Source organism: Kribbella sp. NPDC051586 (assembly GCF_044453965.1).
Taxonomy (GTDB): Bacteria; Actinomycetota; Actinomycetes; order Propionibacteriales; family Kribbellaceae; genus Kribbella.
Genome location: NZ_JBITDF010000005.1, coordinates 789,446 through 803,830 on the forward strand (window position 1 = coordinate 789,446; position 14,385 = coordinate 803,830).

The 14,385-nt window shown below is 68.9% G+C and carries 15 protein-coding genes and 1 riboswitch; of the genes, 4 read left to right on the top strand and 11 right to left on the bottom strand.

Annotation, left to right across the window (positions count from 1 at the left end):
- Nucleotides 1-25 precede the first annotated feature (25 nt).
- Nucleotides 26-565, top strand: a complete 540-nt coding sequence (locus ACIA58_RS37515) for a dihydrofolate reductase family protein (RefSeq protein WP_396408608.1) — start codon at nucleotides 26-28, stop codon at nucleotides 563-565.
- On the opposite strand, the gene ACIA58_RS37520 is transcribed toward ACIA58_RS37515, so the two are convergent.
- Complete coding sequence (locus ACIA58_RS37520) at nucleotides 562-855, bottom strand: YciI family protein (protein ID WP_396408609.1); 294 nt, start codon at nucleotides 853-855, stop codon at nucleotides 562-564. The genes ACIA58_RS37515 and ACIA58_RS37520 overlap by 4 nt on opposite strands.
- Nucleotides 856-915: 60 nt before the next feature.
- Here ACIA58_RS37520 and ACIA58_RS37525 point away from each other — a divergent pair, with 60 nt between their 5' ends.
- Nucleotides 916-1,473, top strand: coding sequence for a GNAT family N-acetyltransferase (locus ACIA58_RS37525; protein ID WP_396408610.1), 558 nt, complete (start codon nucleotides 916-918; stop codon nucleotides 1,471-1,473).
- Here ACIA58_RS37525 and ACIA58_RS37530 read toward each other — a convergent pair.
- Together ACIA58_RS37530 and ACIA58_RS37535 are read right to left on the bottom strand one after the other, a co-directional pair.
- Nucleotides 1,436-2,197, bottom strand: a complete 762-nt coding sequence (locus tag ACIA58_RS37530; protein WP_396408611.1) for a class I SAM-dependent methyltransferase — start codon at nucleotides 2,195-2,197, stop codon at nucleotides 1,436-1,438. The two genes, ACIA58_RS37525 and ACIA58_RS37530, sit on opposite strands and share 38 nt — an antisense overlap.
- The gene (locus ACIA58_RS37535) at nucleotides 2,194-3,129 is read right to left on the bottom strand and encodes an SDR family oxidoreductase (RefSeq protein WP_396408612.1); all 936 of its coding nucleotides are present in this window, start codon (nucleotides 3,127-3,129) and stop codon (nucleotides 2,194-2,196) included. The genes ACIA58_RS37530 and ACIA58_RS37535 overlap by 4 nt, the downstream gene beginning before the upstream one ends.
- 95 nt (nucleotides 3,130-3,224) lie before the next feature.
- Between ACIA58_RS37535 and ACIA58_RS37540 the strand changes: the two genes are divergently transcribed.
- Nucleotides 3,225-3,893, top strand: coding sequence for a TetR family transcriptional regulator (locus ACIA58_RS37540; protein WP_396408613.1), 669 nt, complete (start codon nucleotides 3,225-3,227; stop codon nucleotides 3,891-3,893).
- On the opposite strand, the gene ACIA58_RS37545 is transcribed toward ACIA58_RS37540, so the two are convergent.
- The 8 genes from ACIA58_RS37545 to ACIA58_RS37580 form a co-directional block, all read right to left on the bottom strand.
- Nucleotides 3,894-4,745 (bottom strand): HAD family acid phosphatase, encoded by an 852-nt coding sequence (locus ACIA58_RS37545; RefSeq protein WP_396408614.1) that lies wholly within the window; start codon nucleotides 4,743-4,745, stop codon nucleotides 3,894-3,896.
- Nucleotides 4,746-4,850: 105 nt separating this feature from the next.
- Entirely contained in the window at nucleotides 4,851-5,321 is a 471-nt protein-coding gene (locus ACIA58_RS37550) for a GNAT family N-acetyltransferase (protein WP_396408615.1), read from the bottom strand.
- Nucleotides 5,318-5,680, bottom strand: a complete 363-nt coding sequence (locus tag ACIA58_RS37555) for a DoxX family protein (RefSeq protein WP_396408616.1) — start codon at nucleotides 5,678-5,680, stop codon at nucleotides 5,318-5,320. Before ACIA58_RS37555 ends, ACIA58_RS37550 begins: the two co-directional genes overlap by 4 nt.
- On the bottom strand, nucleotides 5,680-6,312 hold the full coding sequence (locus tag ACIA58_RS37560; RefSeq protein WP_396408617.1) for an NAD(P)-dependent oxidoreductase: 633 nt from the start codon (nucleotides 6,310-6,312) through the stop codon (nucleotides 5,680-5,682). Before ACIA58_RS37560 ends, ACIA58_RS37555 begins: the two co-directional genes overlap by 1 nt.
- The gene (gene sigJ / locus ACIA58_RS37565; protein ID WP_396408618.1) at nucleotides 6,309-7,172 is read right to left on the bottom strand and encodes an RNA polymerase sigma factor SigJ; all 864 of its coding nucleotides are present in this window, start codon (nucleotides 7,170-7,172) and stop codon (nucleotides 6,309-6,311) included. Before sigJ ends, ACIA58_RS37560 begins: the two co-directional genes overlap by 4 nt.
- Nucleotides 7,173-7,242: 70 nt before the next feature.
- Nucleotides 7,243-10,857 carry a methionine synthase gene (gene metH / locus ACIA58_RS37570; protein ID WP_396408619.1) on the bottom strand — a complete coding sequence of 1,205 codons (3,615 nt, stop codon included), beginning with the start codon at nucleotides 10,855-10,857 and terminating at the stop codon, nucleotides 7,243-7,245.
- A gap of 22 nt (nucleotides 10,858-10,879) precedes the next feature.
- A riboswitch (S-adenosyl-L-homocysteine riboswitch) is annotated at nucleotides 10,880-10,959 on the bottom strand.
- A gap of 66 nt (nucleotides 10,960-11,025) precedes the next feature.
- Nucleotides 11,026-11,562, bottom strand: coding sequence for a TetR family transcriptional regulator (locus tag ACIA58_RS37575; protein ID WP_396408620.1), 537 nt, complete (start codon nucleotides 11,560-11,562; stop codon nucleotides 11,026-11,028).
- A gap of 7 nt (nucleotides 11,563-11,569) precedes the next feature.
- Nucleotides 11,570-12,979 carry an MFS transporter gene (locus tag ACIA58_RS37580; protein WP_396408621.1) on the bottom strand — a complete coding sequence of 470 codons (1,410 nt, stop codon included), beginning with the start codon at nucleotides 12,977-12,979 and terminating at the stop codon, nucleotides 11,570-11,572.
- A 134-nt stretch (nucleotides 12,980-13,113) separates the two neighbouring features.
- Between ACIA58_RS37580 and ACIA58_RS37585 the strand changes: the two genes are divergently transcribed.
- On the top strand, nucleotides 13,114-13,950 hold the full coding sequence (locus ACIA58_RS37585) for an NAD-dependent epimerase/dehydratase family protein (protein WP_396408622.1): 837 nt from the start codon (nucleotides 13,114-13,116) through the stop codon (nucleotides 13,948-13,950).
- Nucleotides 13,951-14,385 lie beyond the last annotated feature (435 nt).

A 14,385-nucleotide genomic window follows, 5' to 3' on the forward strand; every position in this document is an offset into this window, starting at 1 on the left:
ACCAACCAACGAGCAGGAGGCGCAGATGGCGAAGGTGTTGTACTCGGTGACGCTGTCGGTGGACGGCTTCATCACCGGCCCGGACGGCGACATGCAGTGGATGCGCCCGTACCTGGGCCCGAACCCCGAGGTCGACGAGCTGATCCCGCGGATCGGATCGATCCTCGCCGGTCGCCGGTCGCACGACGGGGACGATCCGTTCAAGGGTGAGGCCGGCGAGGGCCAGGCCTTCGGCGGTGGGTGGAGCGGACCGATGTACGTCGTCACGCACCACCCACCGGCCGAGGCGGAGTCCCATGTGACGTACGTCGACGACTTCACCAAGGCACTTGCCCAGGCGAAGGAGGCAGCCGGCGACAAGTATGTGAACGTGATCGGCGCCAATATCGCCAAGCAGTGCATCGAGGCCGGCGAACTGGACGAGGTCCTGCTCCTGTTCGCCCCGGCGATGCTCGGCGACGGCACCCGTCTGTTCGACCACCCCGGCGGCCGCACGGTCCGGCTCGAACGCCTGAGCGTCAACGAGACCGCGCTGGCCACGAGTTTGTGGTTCAAGGTGGTCTAGAAGTCCGCGGCGGTCGGGTGCATGACGGCGCGGATCTCGACCGAGCGACCGGCAGCTCGCGCGTCCGGTAGCAGGCGCGCGAGCTCGATCGCCCGTTCACGGGTCTCCACGTCGACCACGTAGTACCCGTCGATCCGGGTCGGCTCACAGTCGGGGAGTTGGACGGACAGTTGGGGATCGGCGAGCAGTTCACCGCCGACCAGTTCGCCGGCGTCGTGGGCCACTCGCTCGAACTCGTCGCGGTGCAGGCGCGGTTCACCATCACCCTGCAGGATCAGTAGGAACTTCATCGGCGCACTCCTCTCACTCCTAGGACGGAGTCGAGCCCGCGGTTTTGACATGATGGCCCGATGTTCGTGCGCACCGAGCGGCTGACCCTGCGCCGCTTCACGCCGGCCGATGCCGAGCGGTTCGCCGCGTACCGCTCGGATCCGGCGGTCGCCCACTACCAGGGCTGGGAGGCGCCGATGCCGCTCGCCGACGCCCGGGAGACGGTCGAGCGGTTCGCGAACGGCGATCCGGAGGCGCCCGGCTGGTTCCAGTACGCCGTCGACCTGGACGGCGTACTGATCGGGGACCTCGGCCTCAACCTGCACGAGAACCTGATGCAGGGCGAGCTCGGCTTCACGCTCGCAACGGAGTACCAAGGGATGGGGTACGCATCCGAGGCCGTGCGCGGGCTGCTCGAGCACCTCTTCGTCGAGCGGGAGTTGCATCGGGTCTCCGCCGAGGCCGACGCCCGCAACACCGCATCGGCCCGGCTACTCGAGCGGGTTGGCTTCACCCGCGAGGGCCATCGGTTGTCCAACACCTGGTTCAAGGGCGAGTGGACGGACGACCTGCTGTTCGGCTACCTCCGCCGTGACTACCTCAACCGACCGCGGCCCACGCCCGGGCAGTCAACCTGATCGAACCGTCCGCCTCGATCGGCAACCGCTCCCGCACGCCCTCGCGCATCGCGGCCTGGTCGGCCCAGTCCAGACTGCGCAAGTACGCCGGAGCGACGCCCGTCCCGCCGAGGAACGGCTCCCAGTAGTCGTCGAACGACGTGAACACCGTCGGTACGTCGATCGCGCGCGTCCGCACGTCGGCGAACCCGGCCTCGCGGAACATGCCCTCCAGACCGTCCGCCGTACAGAACGGGAATCGGGTGCCCTCGTCCTGGTCGGCGTCCTGCGGCCGCAGCGCGAGCATCGTGTCGAAGAAGTACCGCATCACCTGCATGCCGTCGGCGTAGTCCCACACGTAGACCGCGACCCTCGACCCGATCTCGCGCATCCGGCGCAGCGCCTCGACCCGCTCGGGGACGAAGTTGAGAACCAGGCCGGAGACCACGACGTCGAAGGGACCATCGGGCAGGTCGGCCGCCGACCGGAGGTCGAAGCTCACACGCACGTCGTGGATCGACTGCCGCGCGTACTCGATGAAGCCTTCCGACGGGTCGACCCCAAGCACGGCCGCCGGATCGGCCGTCCGCAGGATCGTGCTGGTCAGCGCGCCCGTACCGCAGCCGACGTCGAGCCAGCGCAGACCCGCCGGCCTCTCGATCCAGTCGATGAACTCCGCCGCTACGAGCCGGCTCCAGCGGCCGACGTACGACTCGTAGATTCCCCCGCTCGACCACTCGCTCATTTGGGCAGGATAGACGGGAGCGACACCCCCGTCAGGCCCTCGGCAACCTTCCACAGGCGGGCGCTGGTCTCGGCGTCCAAAGCGGCCTTCGGCTGCTTGGCCGCGGCGGTGGGACCGACGAGACCGAAGAGGCCCGAAGGACCGTAGTAGCCGCCGGCCTCGGCGGCACGGTCGGCGGCCGCGAACAGGAGCGGCTCGGCGCCCATCTCGACGTCCTGCTTCGGGAGCGGGTTGAAGCGCATGCCCACCCGGTTGAGAAGCGACGGCCGCTCCCGGCCGAGCGCGGCACCGGCGCTTTGCAGGTTGGTGCGGGTGTAGCCGGGGTGCGCCGCGACACTGAGCAGGCCCCAACCGCGGTCGGCAGAGAGCTTGGCCAGTTGGTTGCTCATCATCAGGTCGGCGAGCTTCGACTGCGAGTACGCCGCGGTCCGCCGGTACCGCTTGTCCCACTGCAGGTCGTCGAAGTGGATGCTGCCGAAGTTCGCGGCGCCGCTGGCCATCGTCGCGATCCGAGGCGCCGGCGCTGCGAGGACGAGCGGCAGCAGCCGCACGGTGAGCGCGAACGGACCGAGGAAGTTCGATCCGAACTGCAGCTCGAAGCCGTCCTTGGTGGCGATCCGGGTCGGCGGAACCATCACACCGGCGTTGTTCACCAGCACGTCGACGTGCGACTCGTCGGCGGCGAGCTTCTCGGCGAACTCCTGGACCGAGGCCAGGTCGGCGAGGTCGACCCGCCGGATCTCGAGCTGGGCGCCGGGGTGTGCGGCGAGGATCTCGGCCTTCGCCGCCTCACCCTTGGCCGGAGTCCGGACCGCCATCACCACCCGTGCACCCGCGGCTGCGAGCCGCTTGGTGGCTTCCTTGCCGGTGCCGCTGTTGGCGCCGGTGACGACAACGAGCTTGCCGGTCTGATCGGGAACGTCGTACATCATCCACACTCCATAAAAGACTGATGGTCTGTTATGGCTCCGACGCTATCAGACCGCTGGTCCGATAACAACAGACCGATGGTCTGTAGAATGTGAGCGTGAAGACATTCCAGCGCGCGCGAAGCGACGAGCAGCGGGCCGAGCGGCGGAGGGCGATCCTTGCCACGGCCGCCACGATGCTGACCGAGATGCCGGTCGCGGACGTCAGCCTCAACGAGCTGAGTCGCCGCGTCGGCCTGGCCAAGTCGAACGTGCTGAACTACTTCGACTCCCGCGAGGCCGTCCTGCTCGAGCTGTCCAGCGCCGAGCTGGCGGACTGGGTCGAGGATCTGGACGCCATGGCGGGCGATGCGCTGCCCGAGCTGTCGATCAACGACCGCAGCGAACAGCTGATCTCCGCGGTGGTCGGCACACTCGCGGAGCGACCGGTGCTCTGCGACCTGCTGGGCGCACAGGCAGGTGTCCTGGAGCGGAACATCTCCACCGAGACCGCCCTCGCCTTCAAGCGCGGGGCCGCGGCGAGCTATGTGCGGATGATCGAGGTGGTCGTCGGCGTACTACCGGAGGTCGGCGAGGACGGAGCGGCCCGGTTCATCGCGACCGCAAGCCTGCTCGCGGGCGCGATCTGGACCCACTCGCATCCCGTCCCCGCCATCCTCGCCGCCTACGAGGCCGACCCGTCACTCCACGCCATCCGGATGGAGTTCGAGCCGGCCCTCACAGATTCCCTGCGCACCTTGCTGTACGGCGCTCTGCCCCGAGCGTGATCAGGGCAGGTAGTAGTTCGGGTTCGGCAGCTTGAAAGTGCGGTCCGCGAAGCCGCCCTTCAGGTCGGAGAACTGGTCGCCGAAGTTCGCGACGATGTCGTAGCCGAGGGACTCGATGTGCGCGCGGGTCGCCGACTTGTAGTGGATCGTCGTGCACGAGCCGTTCGGGTCCGCCGCGCAGGCCTTCTTCAGGTAGTCCGGGTAGTCGGCGACGGCCGGCTTGGTGAACAGGCCGTCCTCACCGTTGCGCAGCGTCGTCGGATCCGGATAGCCGGCGTCGACACCGATGCCGTCGGCGGTCAGGTTGCCCAGCGTGGCCTTCTCCTGCGCGGCGCCGCGTCCGGTCAGGAAGAAGATCGCGTACCCCTCACGCGCGGCCGTCTTCACCAGGTCGACCATGCCCGGTACGGCCGGGAACCGCTGGTTCAGCACGTAGTCCGCGTTCGTCGTCGGGTTGAACGCCCAGTTGCTGAAGATCTCGTAGTTCCAGGTCGCCAGCGAGGTGTCGTCGACGTCGAGCAGGATCGCCTTGGTCCGGCGCGTGTGGTGCGGGACCGAGATCCAGTGCTTGCCCGCGGCGGCTACCGAGCGGGCCTCCTTGGCGTAGTTGCTGTTGTCCGCGAACGTGCCGCTGCCGAGCGGGTCGCCGTAGTAGTTGCGCAACTGCTGCCGCAGTACGTCGATGTTCGTGACCTGCTTCTCGCTGTGCGGCGTCGACGTCTGGATGGCCGGCTGCGGGTTCGCAGCGCCGGCCGAGTACGCGACCCCACCGACGACCGAGGTCATCGCGACCGCGGCGACGCTGGTCAGAACCATCCGGCGGGACGGCCGGCGCCAGGAACGGAATGCCATGGTGACCTTCTTCGGAGTACGGGAATGCTTGCCAAAGCAAACTAACCCCGGTCCGGGCCGGTTGACCGTGCGACAGCCGGAATTACAGGGGAATCCTGCGTCTGTTCAGACCGGCTTCACGTAGCGGTGGCACGGCACCGGTATGGTTCCGCCTTCCACAGCGGCCGGATAGTCGAACGCGCCACCGTCCGTCCAGCCGCTGCGCTCGTAGAACCGACGGGCCCGCGCGTTCCCGGTCGCCACCGCCAGCCAGGCTTCCCGGTGTCCTCCTGCTTTCACCTGCCGTTCGGCTTCGGCGAGTAGCGTGCCGGCTACTCCCGATCCGCGGTGAGCGCGCGAGACGTACACCTGCTCGACCTCGTCGCCCACCACCATCACGAACCCGGCGACCTCCTCCCCCACCAGGGCAACAGTCGTGTCCGCAACCCGTTGCGCAGCACGCGTCCCGAACGATTCCTCGGTCCGGTACGTGACCAGTTCGTCCGGCACGTGCCCGAGATGCCCGTCGCGCCAACCGCCGTACCAGATCGCAGCGACGGCCTCGGCGTCCTCGCCAACAGCAGGTCTCACAGTCATGCGGTCAGGGTAAGCACCAGCGAGGCGCTTGCCATGCCCAGGAAGAACACGGCGAGGAAGAACTGCGCGGTGTAATCCGCAGCGCGCACATGCGTGTACAAGGCGCATACGAAGAACAGCACCAGCCCGATCGCGGCGGCAACGACCAGTGCCGGAACCTGGATCAGCAGCCCGGCCAGGAGTCCGGCCGCACCAGTTGCCTTCAACGTCCCGATCGGGAAGGACAACCACGACTCCGGCACGCCTGCTTTCACCATGCCGGGCAGGATCGCCTGCCAGTGCAGGATCGCCGCAATCCCTGAGAACGCGTTGATAGCCACGGTGACGCCCACGATCACCACTACAAAGGTCGGCAGCATCAGTACGCCACCGCAATCGTCCGGCGAACCGTCTCGGGCTGGTCGAGGGTTGCGAGCATGCAGTGTGCGGCGTCGGCCCGCGACAGCCGGTAGGCCTTCGGCAGTCGCCGACCGACGGCCGTCCGGTACGTCCCGGTCGGCGGATCGTCGGACAGCAGCGGCACCCCGACCGAGGTCCAGTCCAGACAGGTCGTCCGGAGCATCGTCTCCATCGCCGCGACGTCCGCGTAGTGCTTGCGCATCACAGCAACCGCAACCCCGCTGAGCAGCCGCTCCCGCAGCGAACGGGGTCCGCCAGGTGGGAGTCCGATACCTGCGACGCTGATGATCACCAGCCGGCGAGCCGTGGTCGCGAGCATCGCGTCGACGATTCTCCGGGTCCCGGCCGACACGATTCCCACCTCCGAGCGGCTTCGCGGGCCCAGGCCCGACAGTACGGCGTCCGCTCCGTCGACGGCTTCCCGCAGTACGTCGGCATCGGCCGACAACAGGTCCGTCCGGACCGTACGCACCTCCCCGCGGAAGGCATTCGGATCGCGAACGACGGCGGTGACGTCATGACCGGCCGCGACCGCCTGCCGCAGGAGCTGGCGGCCGACCCCGCCCGTCGCGGCGAACAAGGTGAGCCTCATCGCGTCACGTCCAGGTGGGTCAGCTTCTCCGGGTTCGTCACGGCGTAGATGCCGGTGATCTCGTCGCCGTCGACGTCGAGCACGATGACCGCGAACAGGGTGTCGCCGGACAGCAGCACAGCGGACGGATCGCCGTTGATCCGGCGATACCGCACGTCGAGCTGCTCGATCGGCCGGCGGTCGGCGTCGCCGACGATCAGTCGCGCGATCCGGTCCCGGCCTTGTACCGGGTGCAGTCCGGCTGCCCGGGCCTTGCCGCCGCCGTCGGCCCACAGGGTGACGTCCGGCGCGAGCACCTGCATCAGCGCGTTGAGATCACCGCCCACGATCGCGTCGACGAACCGCTGGGTCACCTCCTCCTGAACCCGCGGATCTGCCGCGAAACGCGGCCTCCGGGCCTGCACATGCTCCCTGGCCCGGTGAGCGAGTTGCCGTACGGCGGCCGGCGTACGGTCGACCAACTCGGCGATCTCCGGGTGCGAGTAGCCGAACACCTCATGCAGGACGAAGACCGCGCGCTCCAACGGCGTCAGCGTCTCGAGTACGACGAGGACCGCGAGCGACACGGTCTCCGCCTGCTCGACCGGGTCGACCGGGGTGATCACAGGCTCCGGCAGCCACGGACCGACGTACTCCTCCTTGCGCCGGTTGATCGTCGTCCGCCGGGCCAGCGCCGCGTTGACCGCGACGCGAACGAGATAGGCCCGCGGGTTCTCGATGCCGGCCCGCCCCGACCAGGCCAGCCAGGTCTCCTGCAACACGTCCTCGGTGTCGGCGACGCTGCCGAGGATGTTGTAGACGATCGAGAACAACAACTCCCGATGCCGGAGGAACACGTCGGTGGAACTCAGCTCATTCATACCTTCTTCGAGTATTCACGGCGCGAAAGTGTGACACGACCAGACCTGCACCCGGCGCCGACCGAAGCGTCTACTGCGGGTCGTAGGCCAGGTTCGGTCGGAGCCAGCGCTCGACCTCTTCGACCGCGAGCCCCCGGCGGACGGCGTAGTCCTCGATCTGATCGCGGCCCAGGCGGCCGACGCTGAAGTAGCGCGACGCCGGGTGGGCGAAGATCAGGCCGCTCACGGCCGCGGCCGGCGTCATCGCGAACGACTCCGTCAGCCCGAGCCCAAGCTTCTCCGCGTCCAGCAACTCGAAGAGATCCTTCTTCTCGGTGTGGTCCGGGCTCGCCGGGTACCCGAGCGCCGGCCGGATCCCGCGGAACCGCTCGGCGTGCAGATCCTCGAGCACCGGCTGTACGTCGGGCTCGAACCACGCCTTCCGCGCCTCCAGGTGGATCCACTCCGCGAACGCCTCGGCCAGCCGGTCGGCCAGCGCCTTCACCATGATCGCGCGGTAGTCGTCGTTGTCGTTCTCGTACGACTTCGCCAGCACCTCGGCGCCGTGGATCGCGACGCCGAACCCACCGAGGTGGTCACCGGCCGGAGCGATGTAGTCGGCCAGGCAGCGGTTGTGCCGCCCGGCGGGCTTCTCGGTCTGCTGCCGCAGCATCGGGAACGACGCGTCGAGTCCGTCGAGGACGATGTCGTCGCCCTCGCTGTGTGCCGGCCAGAACCCGTACACGCCTTCAGCCGTGAACGACCCGTTGGCGACAATCTCGTCCAGCAACGTGTTCGCGTCGTCGAACAGCTCCCGCGCCACCGGCTGGTCGAGGATCGCCGGGTACTTGCCCTTCAACTCCCAGGCCAGGAAGAGGAACTGCCAGTCGATCATCTCGCGCAGCGTCTCCAGCGACGGCGTCACCCGGCGCAGCCCGGTGAACGCCGGCACCGGCAGCTCGCCGTACTCGACCGGCTCCTTGTTCGCCCGCGCCTCGGCCAGTGTCAGCAACGGGCTGCGCTGCTTGTTCGCGTGCTGCTCGCGGAGCCGCTCCTGCTCAAGGCTGTTGCTCTTGGCAAGCTGCTCCGCCCGGTCCTCGTCGAGCAGGTCCGACACCACGCCAACCACCCGCGAGGCGTCGAGCACATGCACTGTCGTCTGGTCGTACGCCGGTGCGATCCGGACCGCGGTGTGCTGCTTCGACGTGGTCGCACCACCGATGAGCAGCGGCAGCTTCAGCCCGCGCCGCTGCATCTCGCCGGCTACGGCAACCATCTCGTCGAGCGACGGCGTGATCAGCCCGGACAGCCCGACCGCGTCGGCGCCCTCGGCAACGGCCGTGTCCAGGATCCTTGCCGCCGGCACCATCACGCCGAGGTCGATCACCTCGTAGTTGTTGCAGCCGAGCACCACGCCGACGATGTTCTTACCGATGTCGTGGACGTCGCCCTTCACGGTCGCCATCACGACCTTGCCCTGGCCGCGGACCATCTCCGCGCGGCCCTCGAGCCGGGCCTGCTCCTTCTCCGCCTCCATGAACGGCTCCAGGTAGGCGACCGAGCGCTTCATCACCCGCGCGCTCTTCACCACCTGCGGCAGGAACATCTTGCCGGCCCCGAACAGGTCGCCGACGATCTTCATGCCGTCCATCAGCGGACCCTCGATCACCTCGAGCGGCCGCGGAAGCTGCTTGCGCGCCTCCTCGGTGTCCTCCTCGATGTAGTCGACGATGCCGTGCACCAGCGCGTGCGACAGCCGCTCCTGCACGGTCCCCTCGCGCCAGGTCAGGTCGATCTCGCGCTTGGTGCCCTTACCCTTCACGTTCTCCGCGAAGGCGACCAGGCGATCGGTGGCGTCGTCGCGCCGGTCGAAGATGACGTCCTCGACGAGCTCGAGCAGGTCCTTCGGGATGTCTTCGTAGACGGCGAGCTGGCCCGCGTTCACGATGCCCATGTCCAGGCCGACCTTGCCGGCGTGGTACAGGAACGCCGAGTGCATCGCCTCGCGGACGATGTCGTTGCCGCGGAACGAGAACGACAGGTTCGAGATGCCGCCGCTGATGTGCACGCCCGGACAGCGGGCCTTGATCAGCGGGAGCGCGTCGATGAAGTTCTTCGCGTAGCCGTTGTGCTCGGACATGCCGGTCGCGACGGCCAGCACGTTCGGGTCGAAGATGATGTCCTCGGCCGGGAAGCCGATCCCGGTCAGCAGGTCGTACGCGCGACCGCAGATCGCGACCTTGCGCTCGACGGTGTCGGCCTGGCCCTGCTCGTCGAAGGCCATCACCACCGCGCCGGCGCCGTAGTCGCGGATCCGCCGGGCGTGGTCGAGGAACTGCTCCTCGCCCTCCTTCAGGCTGATCGAGTTGACCACGCCCTTGCCCTGCACGCATTTCAGCCCGGTCTCCAGCACCGACCACTTCGAGCTGTCGATCATGATCGGGATCCGGGCCACCTCGGGCTCGGTGGCGATCAGGTTCAGGAAGGTGGTCATCGCCTCCTCGCTGTCGAGCAGGTCGGCGTCCATGTTCACGTCCAGCAGGTTCGCGCCGCCGCGGACCTGCTCCAGCGCCACGTCGACCGCGGCCTGGTGGTCGTCACCCTCGATCAGCCGGCGGAACCGCGCCGACCCGGTCACGTTGGTCCGCTCGCCGATCATCACGAACCCGGTGTCGGCGCTGATCTTGAACGGCTCGAGACCGGAGAACCTGGTGGTGTGATCGGTCGGTACGACGGTCCGCGGCGTCATCCCGTCGACAGCAGCGGCGATCTGCTTGATGTGGGCCGGCGTCGTGCCGCAGCAACCGCCGACGATGTTCACCAGTCCGGACTGCGCGAACTCCTCGAGCATGCCCGCGGTCTGCTCGGGCGTCTCGTCGTACCCGCCGAACGCGTTCGGGAGGCCGGCATTCGGGTGCGAGGCGACGTACGTGCCGGCGAACCGGGCCAGGTCGGCGACGTGCGGCCGCATCTCGGCGGCGCCGAGCGAGCAGTTCACGCCGACGACGAGCGGGGCCGCGTGCTCCACCGAGCTCCAGAACGCCTCGACGGTCTGGCCGGAGAGCGTGCGGCCGCTGAGGTCGACGATCGTGACCGAGATCCAGAGCGGCAGGTGCGGGGCGACCTCGCGGGCCGCGGCGACGGCGGCCTTCGCGTTCAGGGTGTCGAAGATCGTCTCGATCAGCAGCAGGTCGACGCCGCCCTCGGCGAGCGCCGCGATCTGCTCGGCGTACGTCGCCTTGACCTGCTCGAAGGTGACCGCGCGGTACGCCGGGTCCTCGACCCGCGGGCTCAGCGACAGCGTGACGTTGAGCGGGCCGATCGAGCCGGCCACGAACCTCGGGCGATCGGGCGTGGCGAACTCGTCGGCCGCCTGCCGGGCCAGCCGCGCGCCGGCCAGGTTCATGTCCCGCACGTACTGCTGCAGGCCGTAGTCGGCCTGGCCGATGCTGGACGCGGTGAAGGTGTTCGTCGTGGTGATGTCGGCGCCGGCCGCCAGATACTGCCGGTGGACGTCGAGAATCACGTCCGGCCGGGTCAGGTTGACCAGGTCCGGGTCGCCGGTGACGTCGTGGGTCTGGTCGTTGTAGCGGTCGGGCTGGTAGTCCTCGGGCTTGAGCTTGGCGTTCTGCAGCATCGTGCCCCAGGCACCGTCGAGCACGACGATCCGCTGATCCAGCAGCTCGCGCAGCGCGGTTTCACTCATCTGCCGTCCCCTCCAGAAAGGATCTCCGGAGGCGCCCTTGCAGTGTCTGCACTCAGGTCGAGCGTGGCGGACCATCGGCCCGTTGCAGCGCCTCTCGGCCTGGACCGTCCATGCTAGCGGCGTCACAGCCTGCGGCCAGCACCCCAGATCACATTCTAAGACGGTGTCTCAAGGAGTGATCAGCGCTTGCAGGCCCGGCGCGTAGAGCCCGACCACCTCGGCGACGTCGGCGGCGGCGATGGCGCCGGCCCTGTCGATCGCCAGCGCGGCGCCGAGGCCGAGCAGTTGGGCGGTGATGAGAGCGGCGCGCAACTGGGCGTCCGGTCCGGTCAGGCGGGCGGCGAAGGCACGGGTCACCTGGTCGCGGAAGTGCTCGCGGATCAGCGCGCGGTCGTCACCCTTCCCGGCCGCGAACACGACCCGGACGAGCAGGTCCTGGTCGTTGTCCCGGCGGTACTGGACCAGGGTGCGGACGGCATGCTCGCCGAGCCGCTCGTTGGGCGCGCCGAGCAGCAACTGGGCCGCCTCGGTGAAGTCGGCCGCCCGCTCGAAGAGCGCTTCCTTGCCCCCGAAGTACTTGACGATCAGGGCGGCGCTGACCCCCGCGTCCGCGGCGACCCCGCGGAGCGTGACCGCGTCGTACGTCTCGCGCGCGAACGCCTTCCGCGCCGCGCGCAGGATCGCGGTCCGCCCCGGGTCGGTCACGTCCGCATCACCTCACTGTCACCTCGTACGCCGGCTCGCGCCGTCGTACCGGGATCAGCAGAACGAGCCCCGCCGCCACCACCGCGGCGATACCCGCGATCACGAAGACGGTCAGGTACGCCGACAGCGCGGGCGCGACCCGGCCCGCCTGGGAGATCGTCACGTTGGCCAGCACCGCGGCCACGATCGTGCTGCAGATCGCCTGCCCGATCGTGCGCATCAGCGTGTTGAGGCCGTTCGCGGCGGCCGTTTCGGTCACCGGCACAGCATGCATGATCAGCGCCGGAAGCGCCGAATACGCGACGGCGGTGCCGGCCGAAACAACAGTCGCGCCGATGACGATCCCGGCGACATTGCTGCTGGTGAACAGGCGGACGACGTACCCCGCCGCCATGATCACCGACGCGATCGCGAGGGTGAACCGCGGACCCCGCGCGCTGGAGATCCGCGCCGACACCGGCGACAGCAACACCATCGCGACACCTCCGGGCAGCAGGCACAGCCCGCTGACGACGATGGATTCGCCGAGCCCGTACCCGGTCCACGTCGGCTCCTGCACGAGCTGCGCGGTCGACAGGGAGTTGGCGTAGAACGCGAACCCGATCAGCAGCGCGCCGAGGTTCGTGAACAGCACCGCAGGACGTGCGGAAACGCGGAGGTCCACGAGCGGACTCTTCGTGCGCAGCTCGTACCACCCCCAGAGCGGGACGAGCAGCACCGCTACGCCGTACAGGGCGACGAGCTTCGGTGCGCTCCAGGCATTGCTCTTCGAGACGGCGAGCAGGAGGCAGACCAGGAACGCGCTCAGGCCGAGCGCGCCGACGACGTCGAAGCGACCGCTCGTGCGGACCGCCGACTCGGGGACGATCAGCAGGACGAGTACGACGTCGAGCAGGCCGAGGCCGAGGTTGATCCAGAACATCGTGTGCCAGTTCGCGTACTGGACGACCAGCGTCGCGGCCGGGATGCCGAACGCCGCGCCGATGCCCAGGGTCGAACTCATGATCGCGATCGACGGGATCACCCGCCGCGGCGGTAACTCGTCGCGCAGGATGCTGATGCCGAGCGGGACCACCGCCACCGCGGCGCCCTGGAACGCGCGGCCGACGATCAGCACGCTGAGGTCCGAGCTGCTGGCACAGAGCAACGAGCCGATCACCATCGAGCCCAGGGCGATCAGCAGGACGCGGCGCTTGCCGTACATGTCGCCGGCCCGGCCCAGCAGCGGAGTGAAGACCGCGCCGGTGAGCAGGGTGATCGTGATCAGCCAACTGACGTCCGACGCCGGGCTGTGGGTGATTTCGGGGAGTTCGGGGAGTAGGGGTACGACGATGGTCTGGCTGATCGAGACCAGCACGCCACAGAACGCGAGCGCGGCCAGGATCAGGCGTGGATGAGCGGCGGGACGGACGGTCAACCTGGGTCCTCACGAGGTGAACGGTTGTTTACTCAGGAATGGTAAACGCTTGTTCACCCCGAAGGAAATGGACCGCCGAACCGCTCACCGATTGGACCAGGGCCGTGGGCGCACGGTTGCCTAGGTTTGTCAGCATGAGGATCTTCATCGCCGGCGCGACCGGCGTCATCGGCCGCCGCCTGGTCCCCCTACTGGTTGCTGACGGCCACGAGGTGACCGCGTTGTCGCGGCGCTCGCAGGTGCCTGGCGTGACGACTGTCCAGGGTGACGTGTACGACGCCGCCGCGCTGCGCGAGCTGGTCGCGGCGGCACGGCCGGACGTGGTCATGCACCAACTGACCGATCTCACCTCACGCGACTTCGCCAGGAACGGCCGGATCCGCCGCGAGGGCACGCGGAATCTGGTCGACGCTGCGCTCGCGGCCGGCGTACGGCGAGTGATCTCGCAGAGCGTCGCGTGGGCGTACGAGCCGGGCGATGCGCCCGCCGACGAATCCACGCCGTTGGACGCGCACTCCGCGGACGAGAGCCGCCGCGGGATGGTCGGGGCGGTCGCCGCCCTCGAGGAGATCACCGCGGAAGCGCCCGAGTGGGTCGTACTGCGCTACGGCATGCTCTACGGGCCGGACACCTGGTACACCAAGGGCGCGCTGATGGCCGACCTGGCCACCGCCGGCCAGCTACCAGCCACCTGCGACGTCACCAGCTTCCTCCACATCGACGACGCCGCCACCGCGGCCCGCGCCGCCCTCACCTGGCCTTCCGGACCCGTCAACATCGTCGACGACGACCCCACCCCCGCCACCACCTGGCTCCCCACCTTCACCCAGTCAGTAGGCGCCCCTATCCCGGCGTACCCGACACCAGACACCCCCCGCACCCCCTGGGCCCGCGGCGCCACCAACGCCCACGCCCACACCCTCGGCTGGACCCCAGCCCACCCCACCTGGCACACCGGCTTCTTCACCTGACCACTCGAAGGGATATCCCCGCGGCATACCCCTTCTCCCCCACTCACACCAGACGAGAACAGGCAAGCCGAGGGGATAACCCCTCGGCTCGAACCCGCCAACCCGGCCAACCCTGGCCGACCCTCACCAACCCCGGCCGACCCCGGCCGACCCAGCCCAGCCCGGCTCAGCCCGGCCCACCCCGGCCGGCACGCAGCGGGTTCTTCGGGTGAGCACGAGGGGTTATCCCCGCGAAATGCCCCTTCTCCCCTCTCACACGAGCCGAGAACCGGCAACCCGAGGGGATAACCCCTCGGCTCGAACCCGCCAACCCGGCCAACCCCCGCCACCCCCGGCCGACCCCGGCCGACCCCGGCCGACCCAGCCCAGCCCGGCTCAGCCCGGCCCACCCCGGCCGGCACGCAGCGGGTTCTTCGGGTGAGCACGAGGGGTTAT